We start from the raw sequence: 19,141 nt of genomic DNA, 5'->3' as shown, positions 1-19,141 counted from the left end.
AAGGGGGGTATCGATCAGTATCTTTGGTAGAAAACCGAAAAGTATGACTGATATTATGGGAAAGACAGCCCTCATTACTGGGGGGACGAAAGGAATTGGATTTGGAATTGCAAAATCGCTGCTACAACATGGCTTAAATGTGGTTATAACCAGCAGGAGTGAAGAAAACGCTTCTGAAGCTGCTAAAAAGCTTTCGCAGTTTGCTGAAAGTGGTGCAGAAGTCAAAGGAATAAAGGCGAATGCCGATTCTTTAAAGGAGCAAGAAGATGCAGTATCAAAAGCCTTATTGGAATTTCAACAATTGGATATCGTTATTGCCAATGCAGGCCTTGGTCATTTTGGAAGTGTGGAGGAGTTAACTCCTGAACAATGGAAGGAAACTATCGACACTAATTTAACGGGTCCTTTTTTAACGTTGAAGGCTACGTTAGATGAATTAAAAAAGCAAAAAGGTTATTATATCACCATCTCAAGTTTGGCGGGAACCAACTTCTTTGCTGGAGGCGCTGCCTATAATGCTAGCAAGTTTGGACTGACGGGCTTTACGCAAGCGGCTATGTTGGATTTGCGAAAACATGGCGTAAAAGTAAGTACCATAATGCCAGGAAGTGTATCTACTCATTTTAATAGTAATAACCCTGATGAAGGAGAAGAAGCTTGGAAAATTCAAATAGAGGATATCGGAAAATTGGTGATTGATTTATTGACAATGCATCCTAGGACATTACCGAGCAAAGTGGAAGTACGACCAACCCTTCCGCCTAGTGCGAGAAAATAAGATGTATGTAGTAATAAGGAAAGCGCGTCGATTACGGCGCGTTTTTTATTTATGCACCAAAAAAGTTGACGCCCAGGCTACCGCATCTTCCATTTTTGAAAAAAATGCGAAGCTGTTGTTGAACAGGGGTTGTTCCATAATGGCGCGCTCCCTATGATAGTCGTCGGCTGAAACCACCGCCATTCCCTTCATGTTCGGTAGCTGAAGCTTGTAAACCGAAAGATCGATGTCATACTTAAATTGTCTATCTGAAATAAGGACAAAGGGTTTGTTTGAAAAGATTTCCTTTAACTTTGATTGAATATCGAGCACTTTATCTTCATCTAGGAAAACATTCTCGAATACCTTTAAAAGGGCATATTGGGGATATGCCGAAAGCTCATAAAAATCTGATGTATAAATGGATGCCATGGCATTATAGGGATTAGGTTTGAAAAGTAAAGATACATATAAAAACCTTTAATTAACATAATTTTAAGAAAATATATTAATTCACGTTAAATAAGTGTTGCTCCATCTATATTATATAAATTTCAGACAATTCCATCAGTTTTTCCCAGCTATTAAATTCCTTTATTTTAGTGTGCTAGAAAGGATTTCTCAATAGTCTTAATTTCAAATGGGAGATTAAAAGAAAAGAAAAACGTAAAAAAAAGCGACCACATGGGTCGCTTTCTTAAGTAGGTGTTCCGCTTCTTAATTTGCAGACAACAAGGCCAAAAATTTATCTAGGTTTGGTAAGATAACTATACGTGTGCGTCTATTCGTAGCTCTACCTTCTTTCGAATCATTTTCGGTAAGTGGGTGGTAGCTACTTCTACCTGCAGCAATCAATTTTTCTGGGTTTACGCCATATCCATCCTGCAATTCACGAATTACGGCAGTAGAACGATCTACACTTAATTCCCAGTTGTCTTTGATGTAGGAACCAGGCTTCACGGTTTGCGAGTCGGTATGGCCTTCAACCATTACTTCCATAGCCGGTTCACTATTAATTACATTTGCCAATCGCTGTAAAAGGTTATCCGCTTTTGGATTTACACGAGCACTACCGGATTTGAATAATAATTTGTCTGATACGGTAATCATAACCACGGTTTCATCGATATCAATTTGAATATCGTCTTCTTCACCCTCGGCGATTAATGTATTATCTAAGTTCTTCTTTAAATTGTGAGAGATGATAAGATTCATCGTATCTTCCAATGTTTTGGCTTGGGCCAATTCATTTTGATCGACTTTAGCAAGTGCCGCTTTCATCTTCTCTTTATCCTTATTTGAAATTACAACATTTTCATATTGCTGTAAACGTTCATCGTTAGTGTCACGTAAGGATTGAATTTTAGAATTGTAGTCAGCAACGCGTTCTTCAATTCGCGCGTATTTCTCTTCTATCTCTTCTTTTTCAACTTTTGTCTTTACCAATTCGGAACGCGTGTCGTTATATTGACTTTCCAATTCGGCATACTTCTTCTTAGATACACAGGAAGTGAAAATAAAAGCTCCTGAGAGTAAGGTTAGGGAAATTAACTTCTTCATGATACTAGGTTTAAAGGTTTGTTACAGTGACAAATATACTTGCATTTAAAGCGAAGTTTACAGTTAAGATGTGCTATACTTTTGTTAAAAATCCTTAAAGAAAATAGACATAAATAAAGCGAGCTCGCAAGCCCGCTTTTGATTCATGAAAAAAGGTGAAGATTATTCGGAGTCTTCCCTTGAAGCCATCTGTAACTTATTCTTCCCAAAATCCAACGTTCTGATAGGGAACGGAATATTGATTCCTTCTGCATCGAAATGCTTCTTGATAATCTTGATAGCTTTATGTTGTGCTGCCAATTTTGGCTTAGGTTTCACACTATCGATCCAAAAACGTGTGATGAAGTTGATAGAACTATCACCAAATTCGGTGAAGAAAAATTCTATTTCCTCTCCATCCTTTTGCTCGAATGCCTCCCCGATGATACGTACTACTAAATCTTCCACTTTTTGAAGGTCATCTTCATAACCGACACCACAACCGACAGATATTCTGGAGCGGTCTGTCCAACTGTAGTTTTTGAAGGGGTTATCGACAAAGGTTGAATTGGGAATAATAACGTATTCGTTATCTGGTTGACGAATAACTAGGTTCCGCAAGCTTATTTCGGTTACATACCCTTTATTGTCTCCAGATTCAATATAATCGCCAATCCTAACCTTGGGAAGAAAGGATAGCACCACTCCTGAAACGGTGTTCCCCAGTGTACCCTGTAAGGCTAGACCGATTGCCAGACCAACCACACCAGCACCAGCAAGGATAGAGGTAAGCGCTTTATCGAGTTCTAGAACGCCCAAGGCGATGAAGAAGCCAATTAGAAAAATAACGGCAAAAATCAATTTGGAAAGCATCTGTTTAATCGATTCTTGGGCGATTTTTCGTAATAAATATTTCTTTGTTAGATTACTGATTCCTTTGGCAATGAAGTAAAACAGAACCATGACCAAAATGGCCAATAGAAAGTTGGGAAGCTTCAAGATGATGGCATCTAGCCACCCCCCTAGTTTGTCCCAGATTCCGTTGAAAGCATCGCTTACTGAAAATGTATTCTCATCCATAGTTTCAATTTTAAATTATAATAAGGAGGATAACATAAAGGTTCCAAGTATCCATAGAACCAAGGAAACAATTCCTCCAATGATTAAAAAATGTCTAAATCTATAATACCCCATACCATAAACAAGGGTGTTGGTTTGATAGCCGACAGGCGTGAAGAAACTAAAATTAGCTCCAAACAGCACTGATAATATAAAAGGTTTAAGCGATAAACTCAAACCTGCCGCTACCGAAATAGCTATCGGGGTCATTATAATGGCAGTGGCATTGTTGCTAATAAAGCCGCTCATAATCATCGTTACCAAAAAAATCAATCCGATGATGACGACATTCGACTGACCGCTTAATACATCCAAAAGGTGTTGGGTGATAAATTTATCAGCCCCAGTGTTATGCATTGCAACCCCCAAAGGAATCATACCTGCTAATAAAAAGATTACTTGCCAGTTTACCCTATGATATACATCAGAAAGTTGAATGCAATTTGTAAGTAACATTAGAACAACACCAAGTAATGAGCTTATCAAGATGCTTAACGTGCCACTTGCAGCAAGGCCGACGGTTACAAGTAGTATTGTAAAAGCTATCCATTTGTTCATGGAAGTTTTTTGAGCAGGAAGCTCATGTTCTCTCAAAATTGCCACATTTTCCAATTGCTCCAAGCGCGGAGCGTCATCTTTTGGAAATTCAACCAGTAAGCGATCCCCCGGCTTAATGGCAATCTTGTGCATATCCTTGCGAATAAGCCGATCTTTCGTATTTCGGATGTTTTTTCGTTTCCGAATAGCAATGGGTGTCGCACCCTGTACATTTTGCTTCCGAATTTGCCGTAAAGTTTTTCCAATTAGAAAGGAACCCGGAAGAATCAATAATTCTGCAAAGGCAATATTTTCGGGATTTTCCTCAGCTTCAACTTTTTCCTCCTGTTTATTGCTTAAGTCATATACAGTATCATCCATGACGACCTTTTCATGAATATCGAGGCCTTTAAATTCATTTAAGCGCATCAAGTTCTCAAGATCGCACATCAACAACAATTTATCACCTGCGTTTAATGCGATGTATCGACCTGGTGCATTGTTAACCTGACCGTTTCTGGTGAGTTTCAATAATGAAATTTCACCATCATTAAATAGAAATGTGTCTTCTATACGCTTACCGATAAGTTCAGAATCGCGGGTGACTATTACAGAGGTTACATAATTCTCCAGTTCGTATTCTTCTTCTATATCGACACTTTCCTTTGCGGGCAACCATCGTGAAGCAATCGTAATAAGTACAATAGCAACACCAAGAAAGGCAAGTCCGTACAAACTGAATTCAAAAAACGAAAACTTTTCAGCGCCTAAATCCAGTGCAATCGAATTTACGATTAGATTGGTCGAGGTTCCCATTAACGTACAACTACCACCTAATATACCTGCAAAGGAAATTGGTAACAGTATTTTTGCTTCAGGAATATCGAAGCGTTTTGAAAATTCAGTGATGATCTTGATAAATACGATTACGACCGCAGTTGTACTGATAAAGGCCGAAATACCAGCCGTAATAAACATAAAAACGGGCAGTAATAATAGCAAGGGTAGGGCATGAAGATTTTTGAGGAAACGTGCTAGCGTAGCAATTACCCCAGTATCTTCCAAGGCAATAGCGATTATCATCAAAGACAGCACGGTTATGGTAGCCGCATTAGAAAATCCTGAGATAGCTTCTTCGGGCTTTACTAGTCCTAGTACAGCTAGGGAAACAATGATGAATAAAGCAATTTTATCGACCGGAAATACCTCGAATGCAAAGAGGATGATAGTGATCAACAAAATAAGAAAAACGAGCAGTATTTCTACGGTCATGTAACATTACGATTGGTCTCTCGTAAAGATACAGTAGAAATACGGCCCGTTTTAATAATATAATCTTAAAATGTGGGCGCCTGTTATCCTAGATATTTCTTAAGGATGTGGCTTTTGGATTGCTGACGTAAACGTCGAATCGCTTTTTCACGAATCTGGCGCACACGCTCACGACTTAAATCGAAAGTGTCACCAATTTCCTGAAGTGTCATGACAGGTTGACCACCCAAACCGAAGTTCAAACGAACGACGTCTGCTTCACGAGGAGAGAGGGTATCCAACGCTCGATCAATCTCAATCTTCAAGGATTCATGAATTAAAGATTTATCAGGATTCGGACTTTCACCAGAACTGATAACGTCATAAAGGTTGTTATCATTCTCGCCTTCTTGGAAGGGAGCATCCATCGATAAACTCTTAGTTGAGTTTTTAAGGCTACTCTTTACCTTACGAACGGAAATATCCAATTCCTTTGCGATCTCTTCCGCCGTAGGCTTGCGCTGATGCACTTGCTCTAAGTGAATGGCCGCTTTGTTGATTTTACTTATATCACCGATTTTGTTCAGTGGTAAACGCACCACACGAGCTTGTTCAGCAATAGCTTGTAGGATAGACTGACGAATCCACCATACAGCGTATGAAATAAATTTAAATCCACGTGTCTCATCAAAACGTTTTGCCGCCTTCACTAGACCCACGTTGCCTTCATTAATTAGGTCGGAAAGGCTCAACCCTTGATTTTGGTACTGTTTTGCTACCGAAATCACGAAACGAAGGTTGGCTCGGGTCAACTTTTCCAAGGCTAATTGATCGCCCTCTTTTATTCGTTGTGCCAATTCCACTTCCTCTTCTGCAGTAATCATATCAATCTTACTAACATCTTGAAGGTAGCTATTTAAGGATTTGGTCTCCCTATTGGTAACCTGCTTCGTAATTTTAAGTTGTCTCATATATAAATCCCAATTTTAAAAATAATAACACGGTATAGTATGACATATTTTCACAAAATCCAAATACTTAACATTTTTTGTTAAACTTTAGATGGAACACATCACAATCTGTATTTTCAATCGAAATAAATCTGGCTAAAAATTATGATTCGCTATACCTTACTTTCAGCGCTTTTATATAGCAAAATTCATGCCCAAACACCCACTGGCACTCCTACACCTGGAGAAAATAGTGGAATCGATTTAAATTCTACTGCAGACATCATTATTTACATCATCCTGCCTATCATTTTTGCACTTTTGGTGTTCATTTGGGTGCGAACGAAAAAACAAGACAAAAATAAATAATAACCTCAATTATAACTCAAAAACCTTAGTCGGTAGTATATTCAAAACCTAACTTTTTTATGAAGCAGATACAATTTGGTAAAACAGCACTCGAAATATCACCACTCATCTTTGGTGGAAATGTATTTGGATGGACCTTAAACGAAAAGGAATCCATGGATATGCTCGATCAAATCGATGAACTCGGAATAAACTGCATCGATACCGCCGACGTGTATTCGCGATGGGTTGATGGTAATTCAGGAGGCGAATCGGAAGCGCTTATCGGCAAATGGATGAAATCTCGCAAAAATCGCGATCGATTCACCATCTGCACCAAAGTAGGAATGGATATGGGCCAGGGCGGAATTGATATTTCAGAAAAGCATATTGTAAAATCTGTCGATGACTCGCTTCGGAGATTGCAAACCGATTACATCGATCTGTATTATGCGCATAAAGATGATGAAACAACGCCGCCAGAAGAAACGTTATCAGCCTTTCAAAAATTGATAGAAGCGGGAAAAGTACGCTATATCGGCGCTTCAAATTTCTCTGCAGAACGTTTAGAGCAATCTATTCAGACTTCAAAACGAGAATCCCTGCCACAATATCGAGTATTTCAACCACATTACAATGCTTGGGTTCGCAAAGAATATGAAGGTGAGCTGGAAGCTGTTTGTGAGAAATACGGATTAGGCGTAGCTACCTATTTTTCATTAGGAAGCGGATTATTGACAGGAAAATATTCCTCTCAGCAGGATATCGAAAACTCCTCACGAACCGATTATGTAAAGAAACATTATTCGGAACAGCTACTTGGGTTTATCAACGTATTAAAAGAGGTTGCCAACGACCATTCCAGTTCTCCTGCTGCGGTTTCCCTCGCTTGGTTACTTCACCAACCTACAGTAACTGCTCCCATTGCCAGTGCAACAAAAACGTCACACCTAGAGGCAATAAAAGAAGCTGTGCGTATGGAATTGACCATAACGGAACTAGATCGTCTTGATGCGGCGGGCCAATAATTTCCATTTCTTAACAAAACTTTATTAGTACCGAGCCACCTCTTAACAGGCTGTAAGGCTATTGCGGATATGCTTTCGCCTATTTTTGTTTGAATATACCTATTTGTGAAAAAAGAAAAATCTGACGTAAAAAAGAAGCGAAGTCCTTTGCGTAAAGTTGTGAGGGGAATAGGCTATACCGTTGCGGTACTGCTACTTCTTTTTATTCTTGTGGTAGTTTTCGTCAGAAGTCCTTGGGGTCAGGATATTATTGTCAATAAAGTAGTTTCCTATGTGAAGGATAAAACGAATACGGAGGTTAAAATCGACCGATTGTTTATCACCTTTGACGGCGATATTTCATTGGAAGGGTTATACTTGGAAGACAAGAAGGGCGATACGCTGGTGTATTCCAAATCGCTTGAAGCCGATGTTCCTTTGTGGCCGATTATCAGAGGGAAGGGTGTAGGAGTGGAGGAATTGGATTGGTCTGGCGTTCGAGCGAACATTTATAGAAAAGACAGCATATCCGGCTATAATTTTCAATTCTTAATCGATGCTTTTGCGGCTACCGATGCCACAACTACTACCGCTGATAGCACTGCAGCCCCGATGGATATTATTATCGGGGATATTCGACTACATGATTTTAATGTGAATTTCGACGATGCAGTGCTCGGATTTCAAAGCAGTTATGTTTTCAACAGTTTGGAAGTGGGTATGGAAGCCTTCAATCTCGAAGAAATGCGCTTTGAAGCAAATGATGTGCTATTGCAAGATGCCGAAATCAATGTCGTCCAAACCCACGATCCACCGCCTCCAACAGGCGAACCGGTTCCACTTCCCATTTTAGCAGCTGAAAGTATTCAGTTGAAGAATGTAAAAGGCGTTTTTAATTCTTATCCGGCCGACCTAACCGCGACGGCATCTTTGGGAGTTCTTTCTGTTGAAGATGGCTTTCTACACTTGCCGAACCAAGAAATAAAAGTTGCGAAGGTCACTATGAACCAATCGAACGCCACTTTGGCGCTCGAAGAACCCTCGAATCCGGTTGATGAAAAGGAAACCGTGGCAGATGCAACGGCATTCTCATGGCCCGATTGGGAGGTTGCGGTCGAGGAAATCGATTTACAACAAAACAATTTCGAGTTCTACAACGGCCCAGAACGACCGCAACAAGGAGTTTTTAATGCGAATGCTATTGCAGTTCGCGACCTTTTATTGAAGGCAAATGATATTTCACTGCAAGATGAAACGGCAACGCTGAATCTTGAAAATATGTCTTTTGCTGAAGCTTCAGGTCTCAATATAGAAAGGTTAACGGGAAATATAACTGTTAGCAATACTGAAGCCAATTTAGATAATTTTCAATTCAAAGGAAACGGAAACAGCATCAATGCCACCGCTACCTTGCAATATGCTTCGCTAGATACCTTCATCAAGCAACCTGAAAATACTACTATCGATGTAAGTGTACCGTCTTTTTCTGTTGAAACCGCTACGGCTTATTATTTTCAACCCGATCTTAGGTCAAACCCAACAATTAACACGTTAGCGAGGAAGCCGATTTCAGGTTCGCTTTCGGCTTCTGGAACACTCAATAATATTGCGGCTCCCAATCTGACAGTTCGCTGGGGAAGCACGACATCCTTACAGGCGAGGGCTCGCCTTCGAAATGCCATGGATACGGAGCGGCTTCAGTTTGAGGTGCCTAATCTAATAGCAAAGACCCGCAAGCAAGATGTCGAGCAGTTTGTAGCGCTAGCTGAAAATAATCTTGAAATCCCCAACCAAGCTACGGTACAAGGTTCCGTCAGCGGAACACTTTCCAATATCCAGGCAGATTTGGACTTGAAAAGCAGTCAGGGAACAATAGCTCTTGAAGGATCTTTTCAGCAGGGCGATCAGATTCAGTTCGATGCCGATATGGCGGTTCAGGAATATGAACTCGGAGCATTGCTGAAGGACTCGATTATGGGACCATTAACGCTAAAAGTGAAGGCAAAGGGTTCTGGGAAAACCGTCAACACACTAAACGCAGAACTTCAAGCAACAGTTGAATCTTTTCAATATAACAGCTATAATATAAATGACTTAAATATTAACGGAACTATTACCGATGGAAGCGGAAACATCACTTCAAAGTATAAGGATGAAAACATCAATGCTGCCTTAGACGCCTTTGTGGTCTTGGATAGTGTTTCACCAAAAGCAGATATTGTATTGGATGTGGAAGGAATGAAACTACAGCCTTTCGGGATTACGCGTCGCGATGTCCGAACCGGGTTCACCCTTCGTGCTTCTGGACAAGGAAACGCCGATGCTTATGAAGTGGAGGCCGATATTGAAGAGGGTGTGGTGGTGTACGACAACTCAACGTATTTGCTGGGTGATATTCAAACGAAAGCATTTGTTCGTTCCGATACAACCTACGTTCGAGTGGACAACCGAATGGTGGATGTAGAATTGCAGTCTAATTCAAGTCCGCAACAGTTTACGTCTGCGCTTACCAAGAACTTTGAACGCTATTTTTATGAGGAAACACGGGTCGATACCATCACAAATCCCGTTAAATTGAAGGTGGATGCCCATATCCGTCAAGCGCCGGTGATGCAGCAGGTCTTCTTGGATAACCTCCGCGATTTGGATACGATTGATATCGCCGTCGATTTCGATGAAGCCAAGCGAACGTTGACGTCTACCATCTATGCACCGCATATTAATTACGATGGAAATGAATTGGACAGCTTACGACTCGATTTTAATGGCGACGCCTATACCTTCAACTTTAACCTAGGGTTTAATCAGTTAAAAGCAGGTCCACTGGCACTGCCCAAAACGGATCTTTCGGGTGACTTTGCCGATAAGCAATTGGATTTAACCTTTTTAGCAAAGGAGGAAGATTCGACCTTATTCGATTTTCGCTCACAGATTACGGGTAGCCGCGAACGGTTGCGATATCACGTGGTGCCCGAGCCATTGATTTTCAATGGAAACAATTGGCAAACGCCGTCATCGAATGAAATAATCTATGCGGAAGATCGATTAACCTTTAACGATTTTCGATTTGAAAATGGTGGTCAACAAGTGGCGGTACGCGACGGAAAAACTGCCAATGGGGAAGACGAGGTCGGACTGTATTTTGAATCTTTTAGTCTAGCAACCTTATTGAGTTATTTCAATCCTGAAACCACCTTGGCAGAGGGAACGTTAAACGGTTCTTTGGTGTTGGAGGATCCGCTTCACAGTACAGGCGTGGTGGCCGATTTGGATGTACAGCAGTTTTCGGTGTTGGAGGAGTCTTTCGGAACGTTATCACTAAATGCCGAAGCCATCGGTACAAACGAATATACCTTCAACCTACAAACCGAAGGTGGCGATGCAGACCTAACCTTAGATGGTAGTTATACCGCAACAGAAAATGAGGCCTTGCTCGATATGGACCTGCAATTACAACGTATCGATATGAAAGTGGTGGATGGACTTTCTTTAGGAGAACTGAAAAACGGAAGCGGTACCATCTTAGGAAATATATCGATTGATGGCACCATTAAGGAGCCTATATATGAAGGTGCAATCAACTTCAATCAGGCGAAGGTGACGGTTTCCAGATTTAACGCGCCTTTTACGATGCCTAATGAAACCATTCAACTAAATAATGAACGGGTAGCACTTTCCAATTTCAAGATTCTCGACGCGAATAATAATGCGCTCACCACCGATGGTACTATTGGTACAGAAAATATGTTGAATCCAACGTTCGATTTAAGTATTAAAGCGAAAGACTTTCAGCTTATCGATGCTACGGAAGAAGATAACGATATGATTTACGGGAAGGCGAGTATTTCTGCCGATGCTACGGTAAAAGGAGATATGGTGTTGCCCATTATTAAAGGCGATTTAACCGTTTCACCCGACACCGATGTTACGTATGTGTTGCCTTCGGCCACCGTTAATCTTGAAGAGCGTGATGGGGTGGTGCAATTCGTAAATAAGGAGAATCCAGATGCTATTCTTACTCAAACCGAAGAGGAAACCGCAACGATTGATGGTATCGACCTACAGGCTAATTTGAAGGTTACAGAAGGAGCTGTTGCCAAGATTGTTATCGATAAGCAAACAGGCGATCATTTAGAAGTGAAAGGAGAAGGCGATTTTGTATTCAATATTCGTCCGAACGGACGTACGACTCTTTCAGGACGCTATACCTTAACCGATGGGCATTATGAAACCAATTTGTATAATTTGGTAAAGCGCCGTTTCGAAATAGCGGAGGGAAGTACCGTAACATGGTCGGGTAACCTATTCGATGCCGAACTGGATATTCGTGCGGTATACGATATTGAAACATCTGCAAGTGCCTTGATGGCTCCTGCTGTTTCCAGTGCGAATCCAACGGTTCAAAATCAGTTTCGTCAGAAATTGCCGTTTTTGGTGTATTTGAATATAGACGGGCAGTTGACCGAACCTACGATTTCTTTTCAACTAGATATGCCTGAGGATGAACAGGGCGCATTGGGCGGACAGGTGTATGGCCGTATTCAGCAGGTGAACCAACAGGAACAAACCTTAAACAAACAAGTGTTTTCCTTATTGGTGTTGAATAAATTTTATCCGGAGCCAGGGAGCGATGGTAGTCGTGGTGGATTGGCAACAGTGGCGCGCGATAACCTAAACGATGCCTTATCGGATCAGTTGGATGTATTTTCGAACCGATTGTTAGGCGATAGCGGATTTGAACTCGATTTCGACTTGGACAGCTATACCGACTATCAGGGAACCTCACCCCAACAGCGTACACAATTGGAAATCGCCGCCCAGAAACGATTTTTCGACGATCGCTTTATCGTGAAGGTTGGAAGCAATGTAGATGTAGAGGGTAGCAGTCAGACCGGCGAAACAACACCCATTATCGGAAATGTAACGTTGGAATACCTTCTTACGGAAGAAGGCCGTTATCGGCTAAAAGGTTTTAGGCGAAGTGAATTTCAGAATGTAATCGACGGTCAGACCATTGTAAGCGGGATCGCTTTAATTTTTACACAAGAATTCAATCAATTTACCGAATTATGGGATGCGATGTTTTCGTCGCAAAATCCTTCCGAAGAAGAACAAAACGCATCAGAACAAAACTCGAATGATGATGTTCGAGAAGAAACAAACGAATAACGAAGCACATTGAAGAAGTATAGAAACATAGCAATTATAAGTTCTTGTGCAGCAATATTGCTGCTAGCAATGCAGTCCTGTGGCGTTAAAAAATTCATTCCAGAAGATGAGCTTTTATACGAGGGAGCGACGTTGGAAGTGAATAGCGATACTATTGTAAAAGACAAAGCAGCCTTAAAATCGGCGCTTGAGCAGACCTTAATTCCAGAGCCAAACAAAAAATTCTTGGGAATGCGACTGGGTCTGTATTATTACTACAAAGCCCAGCGGGAGAACCCTGGGTTCCTGAACCGATGGTTGAACGATAAGTTTGGTGAAGAGCCCGTATATTATTCCGATGTCGAACCCTTTGAGGTTGAAAAGCTACTCATTAACCGATTGGAAAACCGAGGCTTTTTCTATAGCACCGCATCTTCCGACGGTATTGAAAAGGAGGAGAAGAAAGTAGGAAGCTACGAATATACGGTGGGTGTTCGAGAACCCTATACGATGGAAACCTATCAACTTGAAGGGGACAGCCTCATGATTTTAAATGATTTGAAACCGCTGGTGGCCGAAACAAAATTCGAGAAAGGCATGCGCTTCGATCTTTCTGCGATGAAACTAGAGCGCGAACGATTGGATAGGGAACTCAAGCAAAAAGGGTATTATAACTTTAACTCCAACTTTCTAATTTTTGAAGCGGATACGAATCAATACGATAACAAGCGCTTCGATCTATACCTTAGGCTTAAGAAGGATGTGCCCGAAAAATCGCTAATACCGTATACCGTCAAGCGCATCAATATCTATCCCAACCATAATGTGAGCGGTGATAGTATCGCAGCAGATACGGTCCGTTTTAATGATAAAAACTTCATTCAACCAAGGGAGGAACTGTTTTTTAAACCCAAACGATTGGATCCGTATGTATTGATTGAGGAAGGAAAAAACTACAACCCACAAACATCTAGCGCTACTGCCAGACGACTGTCTTCAATTGGAGTTTACAAGTTTGTGAATATTCAATATGAAGAATTGGACACCAATCCGAACGATAGTATTGGCCAGTTGGAAGCCAATATTTACCTCTCACCGTTGACCAAACGCGCTGTTCGGGCAGAGCTTCAGGCGGTGACCAAATCGAATAATTTTGCAGGTCCGAATTTAGCCTTAACATACACCAACAGGAATCTTTTTAAAGGTGGTGAAATATTGGATCTTACGGGCTCCTTTGGCTATGAATTTCAATTGGCGAGTACCGATCAGGCAGGGTTGAGCAGTATTCAGTTAGGGCTTGGGGCAAATCTTGTATTTCCACGTTTGCTTTCACCCTTCAACATCGATTCCAATGTATTCGAATATGCCATTCCAAAGACAAAAATGGGCGTGGACTTGGAATATATCAGCAGAACCAAACTATACCGCTTACTTTCAAGTAGGGCCACCTTCGGATATATTTGGCAGGAAAACAGGTATGTCACTCACCAATTGAACCCAATATCTATCAATTACGTTCGTTTGGGGCAGACAAGTCCAGAGTTTGAGCAGATTTTGGAAGACAATCCGTTTCTCCGTGAAAGTTTCAACCAGCGGTTTATTTCCGGATTAACCTACTCCTTCACCTATAATGGTATGGTCGATCAAAATGATACACACCAGTTTTATGTAAATAGTACGTTCGACACCGCAGGAAACAGTATTAGTTTGTTTGCCAGCTCGGGTGAGGGAGGAGAAGCGAATACCTTTTTAGGATTGGAGTATGCCCAATATGCGAAACTCGATCTGGACGTGAGTTATCATTTCAATTTTGGGAAAGAGCAGAAATTAGCCTTTCGTCTATTTGGCGGCTATGGCTTAGCGTATGGAAATTCCGAAGTGGTTCCCTATACAAAGCAATATTTTTCGGGAGGACCCTACAGCGTTCGAGCATTCCGGATTCGTTCATTGGGCCCAGGAACTTATTCGGGTGAAAATTCCGATAATAGTAACTTTTTTGACAGAACCGGGAATATTCGTTTTGAAGCCAACGCCGAATACCGATTTCCCATTGTAAATTTTTTGAAAGGAGCCGTTTTTGTAGATGCTGGAAATGTTTGGAACAGTAAGGAAAACCCAGAGCTGCCAGGCGGAAAGTTTTCAGGCGATTTTTTAAATGAACTCGGAATGGGTACGGGATTTGGACTACGTATCGATATTCAAAGCTTCGTGATCCGTTTCGATTTAGCGGCACCGTTTCACGATCCTGCGCTACCGGAAGGCGAGCGCTTCGATTTTCGATGGGACGAACCTATATTTAACTTTGCCATTGGATACCCATTTTAACGCTAGCAATTTGTACTTTTGGTGTAATTCTTGATTATCGTTGAAGAAATTAGTGAAGATGAAAAAAGCTGTAATTTTATCACTGCTCCTTATCGCTACCTTTCCGATGCTTTCACAGATTGAAACATCTACGGGAAGCATTCGTATTGAAGCGGAAACCAATGCCGATGATAATACTTCTTCTGGTCTTGAGTTGCCTCGAATAAGCGCTCCATCGATGACCGAGCCTACGGAAGGTATCAGTATTTTAAACAATGATGATTTGGGTGAAGAAGAAGAGTCTAACGTGAAATTTGCTGAAGACGATGGCTTGGTGGATTATAAAAGTGATAAAACGCCAAAATACTTCGACAAAAAAGAAAAGTCGGTACTGCCGGAATATTACAATGACCAAAGTTTAGGTGAAGTGTACACAGGAAGTGAATACGTAACTATAATGTGCCGCGATCATGAAGCGGTGGATGGCGATCAAGTCCGTATCTTTGCGAATAAAGATGTAATTCGGCCGCAAGTGACGTTAGGTAGCGGTTTCACAACCATTAAACTACGCTTGGAACCTGGATTGAATACCATAGTTTTTGAAGCGTTAAACCAGGGCGATTCCGGTCCCAATACCGCCGAACTCCATGTGTATGACGATGACGGACGTATTATTTCGGCGGAGGAATGGAATTTAGCCACTGGATATAAAGCAACCATATCGTTTATAAAAAATTAGAGTATGCTTACAACTTTTGAAGAACTTCCTGATGATTCCCGAATTTGGATCTACCAAAGCAATCGGAAACTTTCAGAAGAAGAAATCAATCAGATAAAACCACGAATAGAAACCTTTTTAACCCAATGGACGGCGCACGGAGCCAATCTTGAAGCGGGTTATGAAATGAAATACAATCGTTTCATAGTTATCGGATTAAACCAAGAAAATGCTTCGGCCTCGGGTTGTAGTATCGATGCCTCCGTTCACTTTATTCAGTCCTTGGAAAAGGAATTCGATATCGATCTGCTCGATAAGATGAACGTGACCTATTATAACGGTCCATACATTGCTCATAAAGCCTTGGCCGATTTCAAAAAAATGGCAAAAAACAGGTCGGTTTCACCAGATACCGTGGTTTTCAACAATTTGGTCAATACAAAAGAAGAGTACCTGTCGCATTGGGAAGTTCCCGCAAAGGATTCCTGGCACAGTCGTTTCATGTCGTAGAATTCGAATACCCTTATGAAGAAATTCCTGCTTACCCCGCTATTTCTAATAGTTTCAATACTAGCCAACGCCCAGCAAATAAACCCTTTAATCGTTAAAGCTGAAGAGGAACAGCAAAAACAATGGGTAGATAGTATCTATGGCAATATGTCGCTTCAGGAAAAAATTGGCCAGTTGTTTATGGTCGATGTCTTCTCCAGCGATTCGCAAGCTAAATTCGACAAGGTAAACGACCTTATCGATAATCAATACATCGGGGGTATCATCTTTTCAAAAGGTGGTCCGCAACGACAGGCGAAACTAAACAACCAGTTTCAGGAGCGTTCTAAAATTCCGTTAATGATTGGAATGGACGCTGAATGGGGTTTGGCCATGCGACTAGATAGTACTTACGCATTTCCTTGGAATATGACGCTTGGTGCTATTACAAACGATTCCATCGTAAAAGCCGTAGGAAAACGAATTGGGGAACATTCAAAAAGACTAGGTGTCCATATCAATTTTGCGCCAGTAGTCGATATCAATACTAACCCAAAAAATCCCATTATAGGGAATCGATCGTTCGGTGAAGACAAATACAATGTTACGGAAAAAGCCTTAGCCTTCATGCAGGGCATGCAGGAAGCAGGTGTTTTGGCCAATGCAAAACATTTTCCAGGGCATGGCGATACCGATTCGGATTCACATAAAACGCTTCCTACAATCGATCATGACATGCAACGTATCGATAGCATAGAGCTTTACCCATACAAGCGATTGATAAATGAAGGGCTTAGCAGCGTTATGGTTGCGCACTTAAATGTTCCAGCCTTGGAAGAAAAGATGGGGTACCCGTCTTCAATATCGAAGAATATCGTTACAAATCTTTTACAAGGTCAGTTAGGCTTTAACGGTTTAGTATTCACCGACGCTTTAAATATGAAAGGCGCAGCTAACTTCAAGGAGCCAGGCGAAATCGATCTAGCAGCATTTTTAGCAGGTAACGATGTGTTGCTTATTTCTGAGGATATTCCTAAAGCGCACCAATTGTTAGTGAATGCCTATCGAGAAGGGGTTATTTCGGAAGCGCGTTTGGAACTTTCTGTCAAGAAGATCCTCATGGCAAAATACATGGTGGGACTGGATGACTATACGCCGGTAGATACCAATTATTTGGTTGAAGAATTGAATACCGTGCAGGATGATGTTTTGTATGAAGTAGCAATGGAAAAGGCGCTAACCGTAGTGAAGAATAAGGAAGCGATACTTCCCATAAAGGATTTGCAAAAAAAGAGTATTGCCTATATAAATTTCGGTGATGATTCGGGGGCTCCGTTTTTAGCGCAACTTAGAAAATATGCCGACGTAGATTGGGTGAAGGCCTCAAGCCTAAATGAATATGTAACCAAACTACAGGAATATAATTACGTGATTATCGGATTTCATAGAAGCAATGAGAATCCATGGAAATCCTATGAATTCACCGAAAAGGAATTGGTATGGCTGTATGAGATAGCACGAACGAACACTGTTATCTTAGACGTGTTTACGAGACCCTATGCTTTACTGGATCTGAAATCGGTTGCAAATTTTGAAGGGATTGTTGTTTCCTATCAAAATAGTGAGGTAGCACAAGAACTCTCTGCTCAACTAATTTTTGGAGCACGAGGAGCTTCAGGAAAATTACCGGTTACAGCAGGACCGGAGTTGCCAGTTAATACAAGTTTTGAAACCAAACCACTTCGTAGGTTGCAGTACGGAACTCCAGAAAGTGTCGGACTAAATAGTTATATACTCGAGCATAAAATTGATTCATTGGCACGTGTAGGTCTTTGGGGTGGTATGATGCCAGGAGCCTCTATTTTGGTAGCTAGAAAAGGGAAGGTGGTATATGAAAAGCAATTTGGTCACCAAACCCAATCCGATAAAAATGCTATTGACTTCGATGAGGTTTACGATGTGGCTTCCCTAACTAAAATTTTGGCAACATTACCTATGGTTATGCAATTATTCGATCGAGGGGTCATCGATATGGATACTACACTTGGTGAAATGCTTCCGGAATATAAACGGTCTAATAAGGCCGATATTACCATGAAGGAAATGCTGTCGCATTATGCGCGTTTAAAGGCGTGGATTCCATTCTATATTCATACGCTAGATAGTGTTACCAAAAGGCCTTCTTCAAAATATTATAGCGATACTCCAACCGATAAGTTTAACGTAAAGGTGGCCGAAGACCTTTATATGAGGAGGGATTATCAAGACAGTATCTTCGCCGAGATAAAGGATAGCGATTTAAGACCTGTACGAGGGTATAAATACAGTGACCTTCCGTATTATATCATGAAGAAGTATTTGGAAGAATTTTACGGAACACCGTTGGAAGACTTAGTGCAACGAAACATATACGAATCCCTCGGGGCGAATTATACCACCTATTTACCACTAAGTAAGTTTCCAAAAGCGAAAATAGTCCCTACTGAGGAAGATAATTACTTCCGTTTTCAAAAAGTTCAAGGCCATGTTCATGATCAAGGAGCGGCAATGCTAGGCGGTGTAAGTGGACATGCGGGCTTGTTTAGCAATGCCAATGATATCGCCAAAATCATGCAGATGTATTTATGGAAGGGGTTTTACGGTGGTACACGATATTTCAAACCTGAAACGATAGATGCCTTCAATACGTGTTATTATTGTGAGGATGATGTAAGACGTGGCGTTGGTTTCGACAAACCTCAATTAGATGAGGTAGGTCCTACCTGCGGCTGTGTAAGTATGACGAGTTTTGGACATAGTGGTTTTACAGGAACATTCACCTGGGCCGACCCAGAAGAGGAAATTGTATATGTATTTCTCTCAAACCGAACCTATCCCGATGCCTCCAACCGCAAACTGATTGGAAGCGATTTGCGCAGTAATATCCAAAAGGCGATTTACGACGCCATTATTTATTAAAGAGAAGAATAGAATT

13 protein-coding genes are annotated in these 19,141 nt (G+C 41.2%); 8 read left to right on the top strand and 5 right to left on the bottom strand.

Features of this window, described 5'->3' with window-relative positions; all coding sequences use genetic code 11:
- Positions 1-43 precede the first annotated feature (43 nt).
- On the top strand, positions 44-778 hold the full coding sequence (locus I4Q58_RS10320) for an SDR family oxidoreductase (protein ID WP_203295791.1): 735 nt from the start codon (positions 44-46) through the stop codon (positions 776-778).
- Between the two features lie 45 nt (positions 779-823).
- Here the strand turns inward: I4Q58_RS10320 and I4Q58_RS10315 are convergent, their stop codons facing one another.
- The 5 genes from I4Q58_RS10315 to I4Q58_RS10295 form a co-directional block, all read right to left on the bottom strand.
- Entirely contained in the window at positions 824-1,189 is a 366-nt protein-coding gene (locus I4Q58_RS10315; protein WP_203295790.1) for a hypothetical protein, read from the bottom strand.
- A 285-nt stretch (positions 1,190-1,474) separates the two neighbouring features.
- Positions 1,475-2,317 carry an OmpA/MotB family protein gene (locus I4Q58_RS10310; protein WP_203295789.1) on the bottom strand — a complete coding sequence of 281 codons (843 nt, stop codon included), beginning with the start codon at positions 2,315-2,317 and terminating at the stop codon, positions 1,475-1,477.
- A 162-nt stretch (positions 2,318-2,479) separates the two neighbouring features.
- Complete coding sequence (locus I4Q58_RS10305) at positions 2,480-3,376, bottom strand: mechanosensitive ion channel family protein (protein WP_203295788.1); 897 nt, start codon at positions 3,374-3,376, stop codon at positions 2,480-2,482.
- Positions 3,377-3,391: 15 nt separating this feature from the next.
- Positions 3,392-5,224, bottom strand: a complete 1,833-nt coding sequence (locus tag I4Q58_RS10300; protein WP_203295787.1) for an SLC13 family permease — start codon at positions 5,222-5,224, stop codon at positions 3,392-3,394.
- 83 nt (positions 5,225-5,307) lie between these two features.
- A complete protein-coding gene (locus tag I4Q58_RS10295; protein ID WP_203295786.1) occupies positions 5,308-6,174 on the bottom strand; it encodes a sigma-70 family RNA polymerase sigma factor in 867 nt (288 codons plus the stop codon).
- Between the two features lie 144 nt (positions 6,175-6,318).
- Between I4Q58_RS10295 and I4Q58_RS10290 the strand changes: the two genes are divergently transcribed.
- The 7 genes from I4Q58_RS10290 (at position 6,319) to I4Q58_RS10260 (ending at position 19,125) form a co-directional block, all read left to right on the top strand.
- Positions 6,319-6,522 carry an adenylosuccinate synthetase gene (locus tag I4Q58_RS10290; protein ID WP_236002889.1) on the top strand — a complete coding sequence of 68 codons (204 nt, stop codon included), beginning with the start codon at positions 6,319-6,321 and terminating at the stop codon, positions 6,520-6,522.
- A 59-nt stretch (positions 6,523-6,581) separates the two neighbouring features.
- Entirely contained in the window at positions 6,582-7,529 is a 948-nt protein-coding gene (locus I4Q58_RS10285; protein ID WP_203295785.1) for an aldo/keto reductase, read from the top strand.
- Positions 7,530-7,634: 105 nt separating this feature from the next.
- Positions 7,635-12,677: a translocation/assembly module TamB domain-containing protein gene (locus I4Q58_RS15735; RefSeq protein ID WP_203295784.1), complete on the top strand. Its 5,043-nt coding sequence runs from the start codon at positions 7,635-7,637 to the stop codon at positions 12,675-12,677.
- A 9-nt stretch (positions 12,678-12,686) separates the two neighbouring features.
- Positions 12,687-14,981: a translocation and assembly module lipoprotein TamL gene (gene tamL / locus I4Q58_RS10275; protein WP_449564899.1), complete on the top strand. Its 2,295-nt coding sequence runs from the start codon at positions 12,687-12,689 to the stop codon at positions 14,979-14,981.
- A 58-nt stretch (positions 14,982-15,039) separates the two neighbouring features.
- On the top strand, positions 15,040-15,699 hold the full coding sequence (locus tag I4Q58_RS10270; protein ID WP_203295783.1) for a hypothetical protein: 660 nt from the start codon (positions 15,040-15,042) through the stop codon (positions 15,697-15,699).
- Between the two features lie 3 nt (positions 15,700-15,702).
- On the top strand, positions 15,703-16,188 hold the full coding sequence (locus I4Q58_RS10265) for an ABC transporter ATPase (protein WP_203295782.1): 486 nt from the start codon (positions 15,703-15,705) through the stop codon (positions 16,186-16,188).
- Between the two features lie 15 nt (positions 16,189-16,203).
- Complete coding sequence (locus tag I4Q58_RS10260) at positions 16,204-19,125, top strand: glycoside hydrolase family 3 N-terminal domain-containing protein (RefSeq protein ID WP_203295781.1); 2,922 nt, start codon at positions 16,204-16,206, stop codon at positions 19,123-19,125.
- Positions 19,126-19,141 lie beyond the last annotated feature (16 nt).

This window comes from Luteirhabdus pelagi (assembly GCF_016827595.1).
Lineage (GTDB): Bacteria > Bacteroidota > Bacteroidia > Flavobacteriales > Flavobacteriaceae > Luteirhabdus > Luteirhabdus pelagi.
Note: the sequence above shows the minus strand (reverse complement) of the source record. Positions and strands in the feature narration are given on the sequence as shown.